This is a genomic window from Nocardia sp. CC227C, from assembly GCF_030767025.1.
Taxonomy (GTDB): Bacteria; Actinomycetota; Actinomycetes; order Mycobacteriales; family Mycobacteriaceae; genus Nocardia.
The window spans coordinates 232,279-252,328 of sequence record NZ_JASITE010000004.1 but is presented as its reverse complement, the minus strand read 5'-3'; the positions used below and the strand labels follow the sequence as shown (position 1 = coordinate 252,328).

The window sequence follows — 20,050 nt, the reverse complement described above, 5'->3', positions numbered from 1 at the left end:
GAACGGTATCGCGTGCCCGGCCCGCTCAGGAGTGCTTGACGAGGTAGTCCAGGTACATGGGCCGCAGCACCTCGGCGATATCGCCCTCGCCCGCGTGCACGTAGTCGTCGAGCACCGGGAGCACGTACTTGATGTCGGCCTCGCTCTCCCCGATGTTGCCGGCCGCGGCCTCGGCGGCCGGGATCGACTTCAGCAGTTCCCACAGGAATTTCACGTCACCGTGCCGGACGGCCAGCTTCACGGCGCGGTTGTGCAGTTCCTTGGAGGACAGCTTCTCGAGATCCTGATCATCGGCCATGGTTCGACTGTATCGGCTCCGGATCGGAATCGGCGGCGTGGTGTATCGCGTCGGCCGCCCGGTTCGTGCTGCCATACGGAGATGGCACAGCAACCGCGTTTCCAGGTCAAGCGGGTGTACGACCCGCCGGAGTCGAGTGACGGCCGCCGGGTGCTGGTGGATCGGCTGTGGCCGCGCGGGATCAGCAAACAGGCGGCGGAGATCGACGAGTGGGCCAGGGAGGTGACGCCCTCCTCGGCGCTGCGGAAGTGGTTCCACGCCGACCCGTCGGGGCGTCGGGCGGAGTTCGAGCGCCGGTACCGTGCCGAGCTCGCCGACGATGCCGCGCGGGATGTGTTGGCGCGGTTGCGCCACGAGGCCGCTGCTCAGACATCGACGCTGGTCACGGCCGTGAAAGAACATGATCACAGCCACGTTCCGATACTGCTCGCCGAATTGGGCGAATCGCCCGAATAGGGCGTCCGTTAACGGGATCTTCACCAACACGCCTGTAACTCGGTAGGCCGGAAGCCCAAATCGGCTGTAGCGTCGGGGGTGCGGGTCGCGTAGAGGTGGCCCGTACGGGAGGTCCTGGTCGTGACTGAGCAACTCAGTGCGAGGGGGCCGGCACCCGGCCCTCGGGTCGACTGACCTACAGGGCGGACCGGCCCAGCGAGAACACCCGCGCGGGGCCGCGTGGGTGACAAAGGAGCCCACCGTGACTGATGCACGCTCCGTAACCGCTCCCAGCAGGGATGCCCGCACCGCGAGCACCGGAAAGGGAGTTCGCGCCTCGCAGTCGTCCGAATCCGGACGTAAAACCTTTGTCGTGGACACTTCGGTGTTGCTGTCGGACCCTTGGGCGGTCACCCGCTTCGGTGAGCATCATGTGGTGCTGCCGATCGTGGTGATCAGCGAGCTCGAGGCCAAACGCCACCACCACGAACTGGGCTGGTTCGCCCGCGAGGCGCTGCGCATGCTGGACGATCTCCGACTCCAGCACGGACGGCTCGACCAGGAGATTCCGGTCGGCGTCGACGGTGGGACCTTGCAGGTCGAGTTGAACCACACCGATCCGGAGGTGCTGCCGGTCGGGTTCCGCACCGATACCAACGACTCCCGGATTCTGGCCTGCGCGCTGAATCTGTCGGCCGAGGGTCATCGAGTCGTCCTGGTGTCCAAGGACATTCCGCTGCGCGTCAAGGCGAGCGCGGTGGGCTTGGCCGCCGACGAGTACCACGCCCAGGACGTGGTCACCTCCGGCTGGACCGGGATGGCCGAGCTGGACGTCAGCGCGGCGGTGGTGGACAAGCTCTACGCCGAGTCCGTCGTCGATCTGGACGAGGCCCGAGACCTGCCGTGCCACACCGGCATTCGACTGCTCGGCACCAACGGCAGCGCGCTGGCCCGGGTGACCCCGGACAAGCGGGTGCAGCTGGTGCGCGGTGATCGCGAGGCGTTCGGCCTGCACGGCCGTTCCGCCGAGCAGCGCATCGCCCTGGATCTGCTGCTCGACGAGAGCGTGGGCATCGTGTCCATGGGCGGCCGCGCCGGTACCGGCAAGTCGGCGCTGGCGCTGATGGCCGGTCTGGAGGCCGTGCTGGAGCGCCGCTCGCACCGCAAGGTCGTGGTGTTCCGGCCGCTGTACGCGGTCGGCGGCCAGGATCTCGGCTACCTGCCCGGTTCGGAGAGCGAGAAGATGGGGCCGTGGGCGCAGGCCGTCTTCGACACCCTCGAGGGGCTCGCCAGCCAGGAGGTGATGGAGGAGGTGCAGTCGCGCGGCATGCTGGAGGTGCTGCCGCTCACCCACATTCGCGGGCGGTCCCTGCACGACTCCTTCGTGATCGTGGACGAGGCGCAGTCACTGGAACGCAATGTGCTGCTCACCGTGCTCAGCCGCCTGGGCACGGGATCGCGGGTGGTGCTCACCCACGATGTGGCGCAGCGCGACAATCTGCGAGTCGGTCGGCACGACGGCGTCGCCGCCGTGATCGAGAAGCTGAAGGGGCATCCGCTGTTCGCCCACATCACCCTGACCCGCAGCGAGCGTTCGCCGATCGCCGCCCTGGTGACCGAGATGCTGGAGGAGTACGGGCCCAACTCCTGAAAAGCTGCGCGACCTGCGTGAATGCCGGTGAATGCCGGGTTTGGTACGCAGTGGGTACGCAGTAGTCGGGAAACACGGAAGGCGGCGGACATTCTTTGATGGCTGTCCGCCGCCTTCTCCGTGCTCTGCTGTCGCCTCGGTGTCCACCCGTTGTCGCCTCGGTGTCCAGTCCTGTCGCCTCCAGTGTCCACCTACGGCACCGTAAGGAGACAGGCGCTGGACACCGGTGGACAGAGGTGACAGCCGGGGCGACAGCTTGTCGCCTACGCCTGCTCGTCGGTTGCCCGCGACGGGGCGGAGTTCCGCTCCTTGAACACCGCGGCGATTACCAGTCTGGTCGATTCGTCGGTGTCGGGCCAGAGATGCCCGTAGGTGTCCAGTGTGGTCTTCGCTTTCGCGTGCCGCATGCGAGCCTGGACGACCTTGATGTTCGCGCCGTGCGCGATCAGCAGCGACGCCAGATAGTGACGCAGGTCTTGGAAGCTGAATTCTTCCGGGAGCCCCGGAACCTTGGCTCGCACGTCGCGGAACGCGGCCTCGATCTGCCAGGGCGGCACGGGCTTGCCGAAGTCGTCGGCCACTACCCGCTCGCCCGGCCGCCGACGCACAGCTGCCGACAGCTCCAGCGCGAGTTCGTTCGGAATCGGGATCGGCGCTTCTGATCCGGGCGTCTTCAGCGGTTTGGCCGGCCACTGCTGTTTCGGGTGCACGATGCCGCGGATGAAATCGACGTCAGCCACGCGCAGCCCGGACACCTCCGCGATCCGCAGCCCCGCGAAGGCTCCGAGCAGAACCGCGGGCCGGATATGGTCCGGCACCGCCTCGTAGATGGCCCACACCTGTTCGGTGGTGGCGCAGTAGACCTTCTGCCTGCCAGCGGGCGGGGATGTCCGCCTGGAGCACGGATTGCGGGCGAGACGGCCGTCGAGAATGGTGTCGTTGAGGATCTGGGACAGCCGACCGTGCAGCGCGTAGATGTAGCTGGCCTCGTAGCCCTGTTCCTTGAGCTTCGCCGTCCAGGCTTTCACGCTGGACGGACGTATGGCCGACAGCTGAAGGTCCCCGAACTCGGCGTTGATCTGGGCGATATGGATCCGGCCTTGCTTCACGGTGCCAGCGCGGTGGATCGCGTAGCCCTTGATCCACTCGGCGTTCCACTCACGCACGGTGATCTGAGCATCCCGTGGGGCGACGTGCGTCCCGCTGACCAGGGTGGCCAGGGCCGTCCAGCCAGGTTTTGGCGTCGGCCTTGCGGGTGAAGCGCTGGCTGTGTTCCTTCCCGTTGTCATCGACGTAGCGAGCGCGCCAGCGCTTCCCGGTGCCGTGCAGCTTCGACGGAACACGCTCGCTGGTCTTCGTCCCGTCGTCGCCGATTTTCGAGACGGTCTTGTACCAGAGGTCTTCGACGCTCGCGCGGCGGTTCCGTCGTGCTGCCACGGCTAGACGGCCTCCCCTCGCCGGGTCTCGGCCTCCTGCTGCTCGATCCACGCCAGGATCACGCTGTGTCGCCATACGCGGCGGCGGCCGAGCTTGAAGCTCTCCGGGCCCGCGCCGATGTGCGCCCAGTAGCGCCACGTGGCCGCGGGGATTCCGGTCAGCTCCTCGCAGTCCTTGGCCTGGAGGAATCGGTCGTTCATGTCCATGGTGATACTCACTGTCCCTTGATGATTCGTGTTCGATACCCGCGTCACAGCGCGGTTCGGTTGATGTCGGCTCCGCCGTCGACCAAGCGCAGGTCCGGCCGTATCCCGCCCCGGGTGGGCGGCTTGCTCAACAGGGTCTCCAGCCGCGCCATGCGGACTTCCAGGCCACCCCGGAACAGGTGTGCCTGCTGCTTGAACAGCTGGTCGGCGGCCGTGCGGATGACGTTGCGGACCGCGTCGCCTCGGCAGTAATAGATCAGGCCGTGGCAGTGCGCGACTGCGGCGGCCTCGATGGCCGCGTACAGCGTGCGGTAGGCGTAGGCGGGATCTTTGGCGTTGAGCTCCACTTCCACCGCCCACCACTGGCCCTTGGGGTCGAGGTAGCGGCCGTCGTGGATGTGCGGGCGCTTCACCCCGCGGACCGGTGCGCCGACCTCGGCCCGCAATTGCCGCTCCGATACCCACCGGTCGAGGTCCATGCCCGCTAACGCGATCCGGGTGCGCAGCACCGTGGTCACGTGATCGGCCATTTTCGGCGTGGGCATCCAATGCCGGACCGGATGGTCGAGCAGCAGTTCCGCCACCGACCGTCGCGGCACCACCCACCGCGGGCCGGGGACCGGGCGCAGGGTCTCCCGCTTCACCAGTCCGGCTGTCCGCCACCGCTGTTCGATGCGGTACATGTTCGTCACGCTCACGCCCAACAGTTCGGCCGCGACATCCAAGGGGCCGCCGTAGTGCTGCGCCAGCACGGTCACCCCGGTCATATCGCGGGGGTTGAGGTAGACCGCCATCAGGCCACCCCCGCCCCGGCGAACTTGGCCGACTGCACCAGTCCGTACAGACATCCGCAGCCGCCCGGCCGCCTCCACGGCGCTCCCTCGCACGCGGAGCATTCCTCCCACAGCGCCGACTCGTGTCGGATCACGCAGTCGGAATCGGTGCAGCCGCGTCGCTCACACCAGATGCAGACACCAGCGAAGCTGAACCGTGCGGGACGGCGGGCGGTGTCGTCGGGCCACAGGTCGGCCTCCGACACCTGCAACAGCGTCGCGACCGCGTACCGGTGCACCGGGTAGGGCGTCCGTCCTCGTACCCACCGTTCCACGGTCTTCGCGTCCACCTCCACCGCGGCGGCGACCTTGGCAGGGGTCAGCCCGGCCCGCAACATCGCTTGCTGCAAGCGCACATTCTTGCCGGTCATCGGGCCACCACCATCTGCGCGGTGCCGAGCCCGCACGCGGCGAGAACATCGGCGTACTGTTTGGCGGCGTACTGCTGGGCGAACCGCTCCCACGGGTTGAACTTCACCGTCGGCGTCACGGGCCGGTAGCCGATCTCCTCGGCGGTGACGGGACGGCCAGCCTTCTCGCTCAGCGCCATCAACAGCACTTCGAGGCTGCGCGCGGTCGGCTGATGCTTACCGACCCGGTAGTTCTTGATGTTCGAATGCGAGGGTCGCAGCACCCTGCCGCCATCACGCTCACTGACCACTCGCATCCGGTGGGCAAGCCCTTTGTTGCTCACCCCCAACTCCTGCATTACCGCAGACAGGCAATGGTTCGGGATACACGGACGTTCTACACTGGACATGCTTCAGGCACTCCTTGAATCTGAGGCAAACGAAGCGGCTGCAACCGCTTCGGTCTTCGGCTCCCCGGTAGCTCCAACTGCCGGGGAGTCTTTGCGTTTCGGCGCTAGTGCGTAGGAGCCAGCGCGTGATTTATACCCCTAAACCAACACGATCAACGTTGGCTGCGTTAATTTAGTGGTATAAACCACAGGGTAGGGCTTCTGTAGGCACGAGTCAATACCCCCTAAACTGGCTCTCGTGAACGTGAGCGATGACGAGTTCGAGGCTGTCCGCCGTGACCCTGACCCGTTGCGGCGCGGTCGGCGGGCGACCGAGCTCATTACGCTCTACCAGCAGCGTGCTGCCGAGCTCGCACGCCTTCGTCGGGCGTCGATCGACGAGGCCTACCGAGACCTTGGATTGAACTACACCGAGATCGCATTGCGGTTGGGTGTCACCAAGGGGCGTATCACGCAGATCCGGAACTCCGCTCCAGCTCCAGAGCGCGCCTTCTTCGGGGTAGGCCCGGTAGCGGTAGGAATCCCTCGTCGATACGGCTTCGAGGACGGTCGCGAACGAACGTTCTTCGATGCAGCCGACGCAGCGACTCAGGCGTCTATCGAGGCAACCTTGAGCCGGTTGGCGCTCGCATCAACAAATTTCGCGATTGAACCTGATGATGCTGATGTTCCGGCAGGGGACGCCGTTGTCATCTGTGGGCCGAAGTCCGCGCCGGTAGCTCGAACCCTGCTGGATACTGATCCCCGGTTGGACTTCGTTCGGGAACATGACCGCTGGTGGATTACCGACGAGCAGACGGGGCAACGGTTCGACTCGCCGTATCGACGGCCGGACTCGACAGTTCGATCCGATGTCGGATACTTCGGTCGGCACGTTTTGGGGAATCGAATCGTCCTGCACATCGCTGGCATCATGAGCGTCGGCTCGCTGGGCGTAGCTCAGTGGCTCGACGCGAACCTTGAAGGGCTGTTCAACGACAACAGAACTCTGTCCGTCAGCGGCGTTGTTCATTGCGACTTCGATGAGGACTTCGCGGTCAAAGCCACACGGCTGATCGCAGGGCCGTACACCTGGTGATGTTCTCGCGGATCGCCTCGGCCCAGCTCCCCGCCAATTCGGATGACGACCGTTTGCTGGTCGCGTCGGACACTGTGGCTGTTCTGGATGGCGCCAGCGCATTTGGATCTCCCGGCAGAGTCTCCGGTGGTGCATTCGCTGAGAACTTGGGTAGGTCTCTCGTAGATGAGATGGACGAATCCTCCTCGCTGACAACCGTTCTCGTCCTTGCATTGCGCAAGACGATCGCGATGTTGGGCCTCCCGTTTGGATCACCAGATGCGCCATCGTCCACAGTCGCCGTGATTAGAGCGCGCACGGGCGGATTCCTCGATCTTCTGGCCCTCGGGGATAGCACGATCGTTCTCGGTTACCGCGACGGGACCCAGGAGATCATTTGCGACGACCGGCTGGAGCGGCTGGGCCTGCCACAGTCCGGCGCGTATCGGTCACGGCTCCAACGTGGCGGCGGATACAACGACGAACACCGAGAGCTCCTAGTCGAGCTACAGCAAGAGCAGCGACGCCGCCGTAATCGGCCAGGCGGGTACTGGATTGCCTCGACGGTCCCCGAAGCCTCCCGGCACGCTATTACCATGACGCGCTCGATGAAGGCTCTCTCATGGGTCGCTCTGGCGACAGACGGAGTAACAGACCCGCTCGAAGCCTTGGGGTACTCATGGCCAGAAGTCGCAGCCCTGAACAGCAACGAGATGGCGGATTTACTAAGCCGACTTCAGCAGTGGGAAGCCGAGACCGACCCGTGCGGCGTCGTATTACCGCGGGCGAAGCGCCACGACGACAAGACTCTGATCGTCGCTGCCGTCTGAGCGAAGGGCGACTCTCAGCGTGGTGTTCGAGGCTTCTTCCATGGTTTCACGTCCAGATACACCAACTGCACTGGCTCCGGGATCAGCAACTGTGGGTTTTGCGGTGCGCCCCATCGTAACCAGATCGCATCCCAGCCTTGATCGGTCGCGCCGACCAGCTTGTCCAGCGACCATCGTTTGTTCGCGCTATCGATCTCAATCATCAGCGGCGGCAGTGGTTTTGGCCGTTCGATACCCACATCAACATAGCCCCACCACTCCCCGGGATGGTGGACGCCCTTCTTGAAAAGGATCTCCTGTTCGGTCTTCGCGCGCCAACCTTGGTGGTCCCGCGCCCAAGCCACCACCAGCTTGGTCAGTTCATCAGTGATCATTGAACGGTTCCGCAACCATCGCAGGTGTCTTTTCTGCTGTACGAGATAGCCGTTCAGCTCGGCGGCGACGGCCTTGGTGGCTTCCATCCCCATGCCCTTCATGGTCGCATCGGCCACTGACATGCCCACCGACCTTTCGTCCCCTTCCTTCCTCGTACAGGCCGTCCCTTAGCGACTGTGGTGCCGGGTCAAGGGTGGCCGCCAGGCCATCGCCGTAGGCGACGCGCAGCGCCCTTGATGCGGTTCCGCAGTCGTAAGACAATCTCCGGCTGAGGAAGGAAGGGGTTCCCCGTTCATGGGCACGCGGCCGAAGGCTGCGCAATCTCTCCTCGGATCGCTACCGCGTAAGAGGTAATTCCCCGCGTAAGCGGTAGACCTGGAGCCCGAACGGCACCCCATACCGCGCATGCCCGAGCTCCCCGCGTAAGCGGTAAGTCGCCGACGCTACCCAGCTGCGGCACCCCACTCGGGCGCTCTACCGCCGCGTCCACGCCTCACGCGCCCAGCAGGCCGGAGGTAACCCAACGTAGGGACGCTGGCTACAGCGTGGCGCACCAAGGCCGCCCCGCGGCCGACTGCGACACGCTAGCCCGTCCCGGAACCACCATGCCAACGCAAGATAGCCACCAAAACGCAACCACCCACCCAACCTTGGAACGTCCCCGATTCCCTGCCTGATCTGTCCTTCAGGATGATGATTGAATCCACCCCCACCCGAACGACATCTCATGCGCACGAAGTGTGTATGAGATGTCGTTCGGGTGGGGGTGGGGGCGAGCAGCACGCTTGCGCAGGTCAGGCAGGGGATCGGGGACGTTCCCACCTAGCGAAAAGTCATGACTTGGAGTCATGCCTCATTCATGCCTTTTCGCTAGCTTTTCGCTAGCGTTTGGCACCCACCGATCCCGGCCGTGGACACCGGCCGCCGGAACTCGAATCACGGTGAGCCGCTTGCCCGCTCCCTCAGCGGGGGAGATTGTGCGCCGCCCCCGAACCTGGCTCAAGGGCGCTGCGCGTCGCCTACGGCGATGGCCTGGCGGCCACCCTTGCCCCAGCCCCGGCGTCGGCAAGCTTCCGCTTCGGAGGGAGCGGGCAAAGAACGGGCATTCAACACGACAGATGCCCGGATGGCCTGAGGGGTAGCAGCGAAGGCACTTCAGACCGCCCAGTATCGAAAAGCGTTTGCGGTTGCTGGATAATCGCCGATGTGCAGTGGAGTAGTCAGTCCCGAGTGTCACTCGCCATCTACCTGGGGATCTCAGTGTTCCTGTTCGTGCGTCATCCTGATCAGCGCCTTTGGGTCGTGTACGCGCTGGTGGTCCTTGTTGTAAGTCTGGCGCTTGTTCGGTGGGCCGTGCGGCGCGAAGTGGCCCGCCAACGCCGTGAAGGCACGATCGACTGATCTCGGCCATTCCACTCGATTCGAACCGGACGGCGGCGCTACCCGGCCGTCTGTCCGGCCTGGCGGTCCGCGTCCAGGAACCTGGACAACTTCCACACCGCGGTGCGCGGGACCATGCGCACGGCCGACGCCGCGCAGCACCTACACCCCACCCAGTGCGCAAGCCCTGCGCAGCGGACCACTTCACCCGTTCTCTGCGGGGCTGCCGGAAGCGCTGGACTGTTCGAGCGCACCACCGCACTGCTCGTGGTGCGTCCAGCGGCTGTTTCCCGCTGTCGCCCTTCGTGTTTCCTGCTGTCGCCTCGATGTCCAGTCCTGTCGCCTCCCGGTGTCCACCACTGTCTACCTACGCCACCGTAAGGAGACAGGCACTGGACACCGGTGGACACAAGCGACAGCCGCGGCGACAGTAGGCCGACCGGGTACGCAGAAAGTACGCAGGAGCCTCGATCGCAGCTCCCGCTGACCCAACCTCCCCAACACTGAAAGTGCAGGCCAGAGGATTTCGCCAACGTCACCAAACCGTCCAAACTCCCTGCAAGCAGTCCGGGCCCAACTCCTGAACCGGTTAACGCCGGGCGTGTGGTTTGCCTCACGGGTCGACGGGTATATTCCGGCAAAGTACCTGCTCGAAGCTGATTTCGGCTGATACCGATAGGTTTGCCGAACAGCTGCCGAATGTCGATCTGAGTCGCCGGAGGTGTCGTGGGAACACGGCACCTCCGTGCGGCCCGCAGCGGGAGGATGATCATGCACCACTTCGCTCGACGCACGGCCGGATTCATGACCGCGATCGCCCTGGTGGCGCTGCCGCTCGCCGGCTGCGCCAAGGACGACAAGGACGCCAAGCCCGACACCGGGATGGCGACGACCACTGCGATGGCCACGGCCACCGAACATGCCGACGACCACACCGGTGACAACGCCGACGCCACCCCCGACAACGAGACCGATCGCGGCGACGCCGACCGCGACGACACCCCCGAAACCAAGATCCCCACCGCCGCCGGGGATATCGAGGTGTCCGGCTCGATTCTGGAGAAGTACAACGCCGCCGGCGGCGTCACGAGCCCGCTCGGCGAACCCACCGGGGAATCGGAGGACGCGCCCGGCGGCGGCAGCATGCAGGCGTTCGAGGGCGGAGCCATCTACAGCAGCCCCGACACCGGCGCGCACATCGTCTGGGGCGAGATCCGGGAGGCCTGGATGGCCAATGGCGGCCCCGGCGGCAAGCTCGGCTACCCGACCACCGACGAGATGGATATCGCGGGCGGCAAGCAGAGCGATTTCACCGGTGGCACCATCACCTGGGTGGATCGACAGATCACGGTCACCGAGAAGTAGTCCGACCACCGCGGGCTCGGCAGCTGTGCTCCGAGCCCGCGGTGCGGCGGGATTCGCGGTGCGGCGGGATTCGCGGTGCGGCGGGATTCGCGGTGCGGCGGGATTCGCGGTGCCAGCGCCTCTACCTGCTCGGGCAGGACGACCAGCCGACCGGCACCTACACCTTCGCGGAACTGCTGGTCGAGGAACTGGCCGCCGCCGACCGCATCTGAGTCGCAACTCGCGGTGCGGTGCAACTCGCGGTGCGGCGCAACTCGCGGTGCGATGGGACTCGCGGTGGGGCGGGGGTGCGGATGCGACACGACCGCCGTGTGTTGGCCGGGTACCGACTGGTCGGCGGGGCGCTGGATTGTCGCGGGGCACCCGCGGGCGGGTGCTCGCGCGGCCCGCGCGACACGCGCCACGGAGTGGCGACACGCGGCGCGATGCTGGGTTTTGCGATAGCCGTTGCGAATACGGCGCGAAGATCCCCATGTTTGCCGCGCAGCCGCTAGATTGTGCCGGTGCAGAATGTGCTGTCCGACCGCGACCTCCTCGACGCACTCGCGCCGGAGGTGGAGACCAACCTGACCCGCCACATCGCCGCCGCCGCGGGGTGGCAGCCGCATGACTACGTGCCCTGGGACGACGGCCGCAACTTCGCCTTCCTCGGTGGGATCGACTGGGACCCCGAGCAATCCGAGCTGAGCGAGACCGCGAAGCTGGCGCTCACCGTCAGCGTGCTGATCGCCGACAACCTGCCGTCCTACCACCGCGAACTGGGCAGGCACCTGCGTCGCGGCCCGTGGTGGCGCTGGGTCGGCCGGTGGACCGCGGAGGAGAACCGGCACGAGATCCTCATCCGCAACTACCTCATGGTCACCCGTGCGGTGGACCCGGTGGAGCTGGAGCGGATGCGCATGGAGCACATGACGCGCGGCTTCCGCCGCCCGCCCATGCACCTGCTGGACGTGCTGGCGGTGTGCGCCCTCGAGGAGACCGCGTCCGCGGTGCGGCACCGCAATACCGAGGCGCTCGGCGAGAACCCCATGGTCACCGAGATCGCCCGCCGCATCGCCGTCGACGACGAACTCCAGGCGGAATTCTTCGCGAACCTGATCACCGCCGCCCTGGACCGTTTCCCGGACCAGACCATGCGCGCCATCGCCGACCGCGTCACCGACTTCCGCGTTCCGGAGGCCACCCTCGCCGACGGCCGCAGCAGCGATGACGTCCTCGCCGACGCGGGCCTCTACGACCGCGCCAAGGAACCCGAGCTCGTCTTCGCCCCGCTGCTGGACCGCTGGAACGTCTTCGGACGCACCGACCTCGGCGAATCCGGCGAACAGGCCCGCGCGGAACTCGAAACCCTGCGCCTGGTCGTAGCCCGCTAGCGCGTGTTCTCGAGGCCATGGAGCAGGCGGCCGGGTCGGCCGCCGAGCTCCTGAGTTCGTGCGCGGCCGTGGCTCATTCGGGGTGATCGGCGGCGGCCCTGATCGCCGCCATGATGCGGTCCACATCCATGCGCTCCGGTTCGGGCAGCGGTGCTCCCGCCGCATCGCGCGCCGCTGCCGCCGTACGGAGCAGGCGGCGGGCGCGTCCGGTGTGCCCGGCGAGGGCGGCGGCACCCGCGAGGCCCTCCTGTGCGAGGGCTATCGCGCGGGGATCACCGATTCGCCGGGCCACCGCCAGGCTTTCCCGGTGGTAGGCGTGCGCCTGCTCGGGATCGCCGCGCAGTTCGGCGATGAAGCCGAGTTCGGCGAGGCTGTGGGCGACACCGGGCGCGTAATCGACTTCGCGGTTCCAGTCCAGGGACGCCCGGGTGTGTTTCTCGGCCTCGTCGAGGCGTCCTTCGCGTCTGGCGCCGATGCCGAGGCCGACCGCCGCGAAGATCCGGCCGGGTTCGTGACCCTGGTTCACCGAGAGTTCGAGGGCGCGCTCGTGGAGTACTCGCGCTTGGGCCAGGTCGCCCGCGAGCAGGGCGAGCCGGCCCAGTCCCGACATCATGTCGGCCGCCCGCGGCCACAGGCCGAGTTCCTCGGCCCGGTGCAGTCCGTCGCGGCGCAGACGCGTGGATTCGGCGTAGTCGCCGATGATCTCGGCGTGTCGGCCGAGCAGTTCATCGGCACGCAGCTGGCCCCATCGATCGCCCAGAACCTCGAACAGACGGGCACTCTCGGTCGCGTCACGGGCCATGGCCGCCAGGTCGCCGCGCAGCATGGCGTGGTGGGCCGCGCTGCTGAGCGCGGCGGCGATACCCCACTGATCCCCGGACGTGCGGAAGCCCGTCAGAGACCGCTGAGCCAGCATGGCGCTGACCGACTGGTCGCCGCCGCCGAGCAGCACCTCGCCGAGTATCCATTCGGTGAACGCGCGGCCCGATGGATCGTTCACCCCGTCGAATCCCGCGAGTCCGGCCTCGACCAGCTCCGGTCGGTCGGACGCGGCAATGCTGAGCAGCGTGAGCGCCGATCGCCAGCCATTGGCCCGCGCCCACAGTGCGGGGGCGGCCGCCCCGCCGGCGCCGAGCGCCGCGTCGAGTTGCCGGATGCCCTCCTCGATCCGGCCGCGGAGAAACCAGTACCAGGCCAGCGCGCCGACGAGGCGCAGTGCGACGCCGGAATCGCCGCGACGCACCGAATCCTCGACGACGGACCGCATATTCGGGTATTCGATATCCAGCACGGCCAGCCAATGCCGCTGGTCGGCGCCTCGCAGCTGTGCGTGCGCCCGCTCGGACAGCGCCGTGTAGTACTCGTTGCGCACCGTGTGCAGCGAGTCGGCCTCACCGGCCTCCGACAGCCGATCCGAGCAGTACAGCGCGACCGATTCCAGCAGCCGGTAGCGGGGGCCCGCATCGGTGTCGGTCATCGCGACCAGCGAGCGGTCGACCAGGCGGGCGAGCAGGTCGGCGATCCGCTCCGGGGCGAGGTCCGCACTCGCGCAGACGTATTCGGCCGCCGCGAGCCCGAACCCGTCGCTGTGCACCGAGAGCCTGCGCAGCACGGCCTGTTCCGGTTCGGTCAGCTGTTCCCAGCTCCAGTCGATTACCGCGCGCAGCGTCTGTTGGCGGCCGGGCCCGCTCCGGCGTCCGGCGACCAACAGCTCGAATCGATCGTCCATCCGCGCCGCCAGTTCCCGGACGCCGAATGCCCGCACCCGGGCGGCGGCCAGCTCCAGTGCCAGCGGGATTCCGTCGAGTCGGCGACAGATCGTCGCGACGGCCGCGGCGTTTCCCGCGTCGATGGCGAAACCGGGGGAAGCGGCCGCCGCGCGGGCGGTGAACAGCCGGACGGCACTGAATTTCCGCAGTGCCGCCACGCCGGTATCAGCGGGCGAGTACGGCAGTTCGAGCGCGGCGACCGGATAGACGGCTTCACCGGAGACACCGAGTGGTTCCCGGCTCGTGGCCAGGATCCGCAGACCGGGCACCGACCGCAGGAGTTGCTCGGTCAGCTCGGCGACCACGGCGACCAGATGCTCGCAATTGTCGAGGACGAGCAGCACCTGTCTGCCGTCCCACGCGGCGACGAGTCGGTCGAGCGGACCGGTGGCGGTCCGAATGTCGCTGCGGATTCCGATCACCGCGTGCACGGTGTCCAGGATGGAGGTGCGGGCGGCGGTGGTCGCGTTCATCCCGGCGAGTTCGACGAACCACACGCCGTCGGGGTGGTCGGTGGTCAGTCCGCGCGCCGCCTCGATCGAGAGCCGGGTCTTGCCGACTCCGCCGGGGCCGACGAGTGTCACCAACCGGTAGTCGCCGACCAGGCCGTGCACCTCGTGCACCGCTTCGGCCCGACCGATCAGTTCGGTCAACTGGCCGGGCAGGTTCGTCGGCGTGGCGGCCGAGGCAGGCGTGAGCGCCGGATCCTGAGCGAGGATGGCCCGATGCACCTCGGCGATCTCGGGGCCGGGATCGATGCCGAGATCGGCGCGTAGCCGTTTCCGCAACTCGGTGAAAGCGGCGAGGGCCTCACTCTGGCGGCCGGACCCGTACAGCGCGCGCAGATACGCGGCGCACAGCCGTTCCCGCAGCGGATGTTCGGCGACCAGCGGCGCCAATTCCGCTACCAGATCGGTGTATTCGCCGAGTTCGAGCAGCGCCGCGGCCCAGGCTTCCACGGCCGAGAGCCGCAGTTCCGCCAGCCGTGCCGCCTCGACCGCCGCGAATTCCGCGTCGGCCACATCGGCGAAGGGCGCGCCCCGCCAGAGCCTGAGCGCGGTGGACAATGCATCCGCCCGCGAGCGCGCGTCCGAGCCGGTGGATGCCAGCAGCTCCTCGAACCGGCCCGCGTCCACCGCATCGGCCGTGACATCGAGGCGATAACCCCCGGTCCCGGACATCACCAGAGCGCGGGCACCCGGCTCGGCGGCGGCGAGCGCCCCGCGCAGTTGCGAGACCTTGACCTGTAGGGCGGCCGCGGCGTCCCGGGGTGTCCGGCGCGGCCACAGCGCGTCGACGAGGCGGTCGGTGGATACCGAATGTCCGCGGTGGACCAGGAGTACGGCGAGCACCGTTCGCAACTGCCCGGCCGGGATCGCGACCTGTACACCCCGATCCGTCCACACCTCGAGCGGGCCGAGCACACCGAACCTCATCCCCGAGACGATACGGACCGCTCGGTCGCGGCCGAACGGCGTGTAGGCCGGTTGTAGGGGTCCTGTAGGCCCCGGACGTGAAGGTCGTGGGGATCGACTTCACTGTGGAAAGGCAGACGCGATGCAAGCAACCGATCCCCTGCGCGTGGCGATCATCATCGGCAGCACACGAGCACAGCGATTCGGACCGACGGTGGCGACCTGGTTCCACGGTCACGCGAGGGCGCACGGCGGGCTCGACCTCGACCTGATCGATCTCGCCGAAGCCGGTCTGTCCGATGTCCTGGACGAAACCGGTGCCGCGGTCGATGCCCTGGCTCCGCGCCTGGCCGAGGCCGACGCCTTCGTGATCGTCTCGCCCGAGTACAACCGCGGCTACCCCGCCCCGCTCAAGACCGCCATCGACTCCTACGTCGACGAGTGGAAGGCGAAACCGGTCGCCTTCGTCAGTTACGGCGGAGTCTCGGGGGGCCTGCGCGCCGTCGAGCAGTTGCGTCAGGTGTTCGGCGAACTGCACGCGATCACCATCCGCAACACCGTGAGCTTCCACTCCTGCTGGAACAGGTTCGACGACGCGGGCCGGCCGCTGGACGCCGCCGGCGCGGAAGCCGCCGCGACCGCACTGCTCCACCAACTCACCTGGTGGGCCCGTGCACTACACGACGCCCGGGCCATCCGGCCGTATGCGCACTAGTACCGGAGAAGGACAGCTCATGAAACGCCCTGCGACAACCCTCGCCCTCTTGGCCTTCTCCAGCCTGATCACCTCGCTGGACTTCACGATCATCTATGTCGCCCTCCCCGACATAGCCCGCGACGTCGGCTTCTCCGGCCACTCGATGCAGTGGGTGGTCAGCGCCTACGCCATCTTCTTCGGCGGCTTGCTGCTGCTGGGCGGACGGTCCGCGGATCTGCTCGGCAAGCGGCGGATGTTCGTTCTCGGCATGGTGGTTTTCGGAGCCGCGTCGCTGCTGGGCGGCCTGGCCACCACCACGACCGCGCTGATCGTCGCCCGGGCGCTACAGGGAGCCGGTGCGGCGCTGCTGTTCCCCGCGACCCTGTCGCTGGTCAACACCATGTTCGAGGAGGGTGCGCAGCGGATCCGCGCGCTCGCGGTCTGGGCGATGGCCGGTGCGGGCGGGCTCAGTCTCGGCGCACTGCTCGGCGGCGTGCTGACCAGTGCCTTCGGGTGGCAGGCGGTGTTCTTGATCAACATCCCGCTGGTCGTCATGGGCGCGGCGGCGGCCTTCGGATTGCTGAGTCCGGACGGTCCACGCGATCGGGGTCGCGGGTTCGACGTGCCCGGCGCGCTCACCGGAACCGTGGGCGTCACCCTGCTGGTATTCACCGTGGCGCAGGGGCCGGAGTCCGGGTGGACCTCGACACCCGTCCTCGGAGGCGCCGCGGCGGCGGTGGCGCTGCTGGTCGCGTTCGTGGTCATCGAAGCGCGCAGTGCCAGCCCGCTGATGCCGTTGCGGTTGGCCCGCGCGCTGGGGCCGGTGCTGGCCGTCATCTTCGTGTTCGGCGCGACGGTGCAGAACATCGTCTACTTCCTCACCCTGTTCCTGCAGAACGTGTGGCGCTACAGCGCACTGGTCACCGGACTCGTGTTCCTGAGCCTGTCGCTGGTCATCGCGGTCGCGAACTTCGTCGCCGAGCGGCTCATCGTCCGGATCGGCCTCCGCGCCACCCTGGTCATCGGCTTGGTGCTCGCGGCGGCCGGTGGTGCCCTGCTCGCGGTGGGGATGGTCGCCGACGGGTCCTACCGGACGATCCTGGCCGGAATCGTGGTCTACGGCATGGGGACGGGCACGGTCTTCCCGACCATGTTCGCCGCGGCCGGTACGGGCGTCGCCGCGCGCGAACAGGGCACCGCCGGTGGGATGGCGAACACCGCGATGCAGGTCGGTATCGGCGCCGGACTCGCGATTCTCGTCGGCGTCGCGAACGCGGGCACCGCCGGGCTCGACGACGAGGCCCTGCGGATCGCGACCGGGGACGGCCTGCGCACCACGGTCGTCATGGCCGCCGCGCTCACCCTGCTCGGCCTGCTCGCCGCGGCGGCGCTGCCCGGGCGTCGCGCGGCCGACCGCGAACATCCCGCGACCGAGCCCGCCCCGGTCCGAGGCGGGGGCCGGTGAGCGCTCAGCGCGAGAACAGCGCCCGTGCCACGCCCACCACGGTGCCTCGCACGAAGTTCTCCCACGAGAAGTGGTCGTGCCAGACGAAGATCCGTCCGTCGACGAATTCGAACGTGCCGCACACCCAGAAGGCCACTTCCACCGACCCCACTCGCAGGTAGTCGGTGCGCTCGGTGAGCACGACGCCGTCGTCGGTCGCCGCGACGTGGTGCATATCGGCGCGGAATCCGTACCGGGGTCCCGCGAAGCGGTTCAGCACCCATCGCACGCGGTCGGCTCCGCGGACATCCGGCAGCGAGGTGTTCTTCCAGACGATTCCGGGATGGACGAGGTCCATGGCCTCGTCCAGGGCGTTGACCTCGAGGGCGGCGAAGAATTCGCGCACCGCCGTGACGGCGTCCTGCCGGAGTTCGGGTAAGTCGGACATGTTCCGACTCTAAGCCCGAGCGCTGGCGGGCAACAGTATTCGGCTCACTTCCGCCGTGCGACGAACGCCGCCACACCGTCGAGAATCCGGTCGATCCCGTAGCGCAGCGCGTTGTCGCGCCCGGACTCTCCGGCCGGCCCGGCCGCCGCCGCGGCCAGCGCGGCGACGACATGCGGGTAGTCCCGGCCGTGCGCGGCCAGCACCGCCGCCATCTCGCGCTGCAACCGCCCTTCCGCGTCGGCGCCGTCGCCGCCGCCGATCTGCTGGACGAGGCTGCGCACATGCCCGATCAGCAGTACCACGGTGTCGAACTGCTCGGCGGCCGTCAGCCCCGTGTCGTCGAGCGCGTGCAGCGCGGTCTCCACCCAGCTCATCTCGTGCGGGCCCATGACGTGCGCGCCGACGGAGAGTTCGATGGTCCATGGATGCGTGTGCATGCGCTGGTACAGCGTTTCCGCCCAGCGGCCCAGATACCCCCGCCACGGTTCGTCCGCGTCGAGTTCCGGCGGCGCGCCCACTCCGGTGTCGAGCATGAGGGCGGTGAGTTCGGCCTTCCCGGGCACATAGCGGTAGAGCGCCATCTTGGCGCAGCCGAGCCGCTCACCGAGCCGAGCCATGGACAGGTTGGCCAGTCCTTCCGCATCGGCGAGGGCGATGGCCTCGGCGACGATGCGTTCCAGCGTGAGCGAGGGTTTGGGTCCGCGTTTGGGCCGCTGCCGGGTGCCCCACAGCAGTTCCGTGGTGGTGGGTGCCGCCATGGTGGTCATCCTTCCGGAAATCGGCGTTGACGTCTAACTGTGTCCGCCATACGCTTTATAGCGTCTACCGGACACAGTTGAAGGGAACGTCATGCGCAGAACCACCGTTCTGATCTCCGGCGCGAGCATCGCCGGTCCCGCGCTCGCCTACTGGCTGCACCGCTACGGTGTCGACGTGACCGTGGTGGAGCGGGCTCCCGCGGTGCGGCCCGGTGGTCAGGCGGTCGACTTCAAGGGCGAGACCCAGTTGACCGTGCTGGCGCGCATGGGCGTGCTCGACGACCTGCGCGCCCGCCGCACCGGCACCACCGATACCCGGTTCGTCGACGCCGACGGCGTCGAATTGGCGTTCATGTCGGGAGATTTCACCGGCGGCGATCTCGAGATCCGGCGCGGCGACCTGGCGCGCGTGCTGTACGACCACAGCGCCGCGAACTGCGAATACATCTTCGGGGATCGGATCACCGCCCTGCGAGAGGATTCCGACGGCGTGCACGTCGAATTCGAGAACGCTCCGGGCCGGGATTTCGACCTGGTTTTCGGGGCCGATGGAATCCATTCCGGCGTACGGCGATTGGCATTCGGCCCGGAGCGCGACCATGTGCGCTACCGCGGCTGGTATTACTGCATCGCCGGCGACGCGCCGACCGATCCCGGTGCGCCGCGAGTGCGGGAAACCGCTTATGCGTACAACACTCCGGGACGGCTGGTCATCGCGGGTGGTCCGAAATCACCGCAGCTGTACATGTTCGCGTCCCGGGAACTCGACTACCCCCGCGACGACATCGCCGCCCAGAAACGCATCGTCATCGACAAGTTCACCGGAATGGGTTGGCGCGTGCCCGAACTGCTCGGAGAACTCCAGGCCACCGAAACCTGCTATCTGGATTCGATCAGCAGGGTGCGAATGAAGAAATTCACCACGGGTCGTGTAGCGCTCGTCGGCGATGCCGCCCACGGCAATACGCTCGCCGGTTTCGGCACCGGGCACGCGGTGGTGGGAGCTTACGTTCTCGCAGGTGAACTCGCCGCTGCGGGCGGTGACCACACGGTGGGCTTCGCGCGCTACGACGAGATCATGAAGCGATACCTGCGCACGGTCGACGGCGCCAACCCGGGACCTTTCCTGGCCCCGAAGACCGCGCTGGGAATTCGTTTCCGGAACTGGTTCCTGGGTTCGCGCGCCTTCGCGTGGATGGCAAAGTACGGCGACAGGGCGGCGAACGATATCGACCTGAGAGATTATCCGGAAAGTATTGGTGCGCGATGAGAATCGGCGCACCCCGGTGCGTGGGTATGGCGACCTACGCCACCATACCCACCGACCGAGATATTCAAATGATGATGCCCAGTGTCGCCAGGGCGGCCACGAGTCCAGCTGCGCCGAGAGTGACGAAGAAGGCAGCGAGTCCAGTCAACATTGTTCTTTCCTTTCGTGGAACATCCGCTGTTTTCACGGACACCCAGCTAATCGGGAGCAATGAGTGGCATGTTTCACATTTCATCCGCTATCCGGAAA

At 67.3% G+C, this 20,050-nt stretch carries 21 protein-coding genes; 10 read left to right on the top strand and 11 right to left on the bottom strand.

Translation table 11 applies throughout. From position 1 onward, the window contains the following. Positions 1-25 precede the first annotated feature (25 nt). Positions 26-298: a hypothetical protein gene (locus QMO76_RS09720; RefSeq protein ID WP_306360865.1), complete on the bottom strand. Its 273-nt coding sequence runs from the start codon at positions 296-298 to the stop codon at positions 26-28. An 81-nt stretch (positions 299-379) separates the two neighbouring features. Here QMO76_RS09720 and QMO76_RS09715 point away from each other — a divergent pair, with 81 nt between their 5' ends. Then, positions 380-754, top strand: coding sequence for a DUF488 domain-containing protein (locus tag QMO76_RS09715; protein ID WP_306360864.1), 375 nt, complete (start codon positions 380-382; stop codon positions 752-754). A 352-nt stretch (positions 755-1,106) separates the two neighbouring features. Then, positions 1,107-2,384, top strand: coding sequence for a PhoH family protein (locus QMO76_RS09710; protein ID WP_306360863.1), 1,278 nt, complete (start codon positions 1,107-1,109; stop codon positions 2,382-2,384). Positions 2,385-2,647: 263 nt separating this feature from the next. Here QMO76_RS09710 and QMO76_RS09705 read toward each other — a convergent pair whose 3' ends face one another. Genes QMO76_RS09705 through QMO76_RS09680 form a run of 6 tightly spaced genes read right to left on the bottom strand, consistent with a single transcriptional unit; the run spans position 2,648 to position 5,554 of the window. After that, the gene (locus tag QMO76_RS09705; RefSeq protein ID WP_306360862.1) at positions 2,648-3,550 is read right to left on the bottom strand and encodes a site-specific integrase; all 903 of its coding nucleotides are present in this window, start codon (positions 3,548-3,550) and stop codon (positions 2,648-2,650) included. Next, the gene (locus tag QMO76_RS09700; RefSeq protein ID WP_306360861.1) at positions 3,543-3,821 is read right to left on the bottom strand and encodes a hypothetical protein; all 279 of its coding nucleotides are present in this window, start codon (positions 3,819-3,821) and stop codon (positions 3,543-3,545) included. Before QMO76_RS09700 ends, QMO76_RS09705 begins: the two co-directional genes overlap by 8 nt. Before the next feature lie 2 nt (positions 3,822-3,823). Beyond that, positions 3,824-4,021, bottom strand: coding sequence for a helix-turn-helix transcriptional regulator (locus tag QMO76_RS09695; RefSeq protein ID WP_372341937.1), 198 nt, complete (start codon positions 4,019-4,021; stop codon positions 3,824-3,826). 50 nt (positions 4,022-4,071) lie between these two features. After that, complete coding sequence (locus QMO76_RS09690; RefSeq protein ID WP_306360860.1) at positions 4,072-4,821, bottom strand: hypothetical protein; 750 nt, start codon at positions 4,819-4,821, stop codon at positions 4,072-4,074. Further along, the gene (locus QMO76_RS09685; protein WP_306360859.1) at positions 4,821-5,231 is read right to left on the bottom strand and encodes a helix-turn-helix domain-containing protein; all 411 of its coding nucleotides are present in this window, start codon (positions 5,229-5,231) and stop codon (positions 4,821-4,823) included. Before QMO76_RS09685 ends, QMO76_RS09690 begins: the two co-directional genes overlap by 1 nt. After that, positions 5,228-5,554: a hypothetical protein gene (locus QMO76_RS09680; RefSeq protein ID WP_306360858.1), complete on the bottom strand. Its 327-nt coding sequence runs from the start codon at positions 5,552-5,554 to the stop codon at positions 5,228-5,230. The genes QMO76_RS09685 and QMO76_RS09680 overlap by 4 nt, the downstream gene beginning before the upstream one ends. Positions 5,555-5,858: 304 nt before the next feature. Between QMO76_RS09680 and QMO76_RS09675 the strand changes: the two genes are divergently transcribed. Continuing rightward, positions 5,859-6,698, top strand: coding sequence for a sigma-70 family RNA polymerase sigma factor (locus tag QMO76_RS09675; RefSeq protein WP_306360857.1), 840 nt, complete (start codon positions 5,859-5,861; stop codon positions 6,696-6,698). A 74-nt stretch (positions 6,699-6,772) separates the two neighbouring features. Further along, positions 6,773-7,507 (top strand): protein phosphatase 2C domain-containing protein, encoded by a 735-nt coding sequence (locus QMO76_RS09670; RefSeq protein WP_306360856.1) that lies wholly within the window; start codon positions 6,773-6,775, stop codon positions 7,505-7,507. 14 nt (positions 7,508-7,521) lie between these two features. On the opposite strand, the gene QMO76_RS09665 is transcribed toward QMO76_RS09670, so the two are convergent. Next, complete coding sequence (locus tag QMO76_RS09665; RefSeq protein ID WP_306360855.1) at positions 7,522-8,004, bottom strand: hypothetical protein; 483 nt, start codon at positions 8,002-8,004, stop codon at positions 7,522-7,524. Positions 8,005-9,112: 1,108 nt separating this feature from the next. Here QMO76_RS09665 and QMO76_RS09660 point away from each other — a divergent pair. The 3 genes from QMO76_RS09660 to QMO76_RS09650 all read left to right on the top strand — a co-directional run bounded on the left by QMO76_RS09660 (position 9,113) and on the right by QMO76_RS09650 (position 12,000). Further along, the gene (locus QMO76_RS09660; protein WP_306360854.1) at positions 9,113-9,283 is read left to right on the top strand and encodes a hypothetical protein; all 171 of its coding nucleotides are present in this window, start codon (positions 9,113-9,115) and stop codon (positions 9,281-9,283) included. 750 nt (positions 9,284-10,033) lie between these two features. Further along, positions 10,034-10,627 (top strand): LGFP repeat-containing protein, encoded by a 594-nt coding sequence (locus tag QMO76_RS09655; protein ID WP_306360853.1) that lies wholly within the window; start codon positions 10,034-10,036, stop codon positions 10,625-10,627. A gap of 503 nt (positions 10,628-11,130) precedes the next feature. Then, the gene (locus QMO76_RS09650; protein WP_306360852.1) at positions 11,131-12,000 is read left to right on the top strand and encodes an acyl-ACP desaturase; all 870 of its coding nucleotides are present in this window, start codon (positions 11,131-11,133) and stop codon (positions 11,998-12,000) included. Positions 12,001-12,073: 73 nt separating this feature from the next. Here the strand turns inward: QMO76_RS09650 and QMO76_RS09645 are convergent, their stop codons facing one another. Continuing rightward, positions 12,074-15,205: a BTAD domain-containing putative transcriptional regulator gene (locus QMO76_RS09645; protein ID WP_306360851.1), complete on the bottom strand. Its 3,132-nt coding sequence runs from the start codon at positions 15,203-15,205 to the stop codon at positions 12,074-12,076. A 121-nt stretch (positions 15,206-15,326) separates the two neighbouring features. Here QMO76_RS09645 and QMO76_RS09640 point away from each other — a divergent pair, with 121 nt between their 5' ends. Both QMO76_RS09640 and QMO76_RS09635 read left to right on the top strand, forming a co-directional pair. Next, a complete protein-coding gene (locus QMO76_RS09640) occupies positions 15,327-15,899 on the top strand; it encodes an NADPH-dependent FMN reductase (protein WP_306360850.1) in 573 nt (190 codons plus the stop codon). A 19-nt stretch (positions 15,900-15,918) separates the two neighbouring features. Continuing rightward, positions 15,919-17,346, top strand: a complete 1,428-nt coding sequence (locus tag QMO76_RS09635) for an MFS transporter (RefSeq protein WP_306360849.1) — start codon at positions 15,919-15,921, stop codon at positions 17,344-17,346. A 4-nt stretch (positions 17,347-17,350) separates the two neighbouring features. Here QMO76_RS09635 and QMO76_RS09630 read toward each other — a convergent pair whose 3' ends face one another. Together QMO76_RS09630 and QMO76_RS09625 are read right to left on the bottom strand one after the other, a co-directional pair. Beyond that, entirely contained in the window at positions 17,351-17,773 is a 423-nt protein-coding gene (locus QMO76_RS09630) for a limonene-1,2-epoxide hydrolase family protein (protein ID WP_306360848.1), read from the bottom strand. Positions 17,774-17,817: 44 nt separating this feature from the next. Further along, complete coding sequence (locus QMO76_RS09625; protein ID WP_306360847.1) at positions 17,818-18,531, bottom strand: TetR/AcrR family transcriptional regulator; 714 nt, start codon at positions 18,529-18,531, stop codon at positions 17,818-17,820. A 91-nt stretch (positions 18,532-18,622) separates the two neighbouring features. Here QMO76_RS09625 and QMO76_RS09620 point away from each other — a divergent pair, with 91 nt between their 5' ends. Next, on the top strand, positions 18,623-19,801 hold the full coding sequence (locus QMO76_RS09620) for an FAD-dependent monooxygenase (protein ID WP_306360846.1): 1,179 nt from the start codon (positions 18,623-18,625) through the stop codon (positions 19,799-19,801). Positions 19,802-20,050 lie beyond the last annotated feature (249 nt).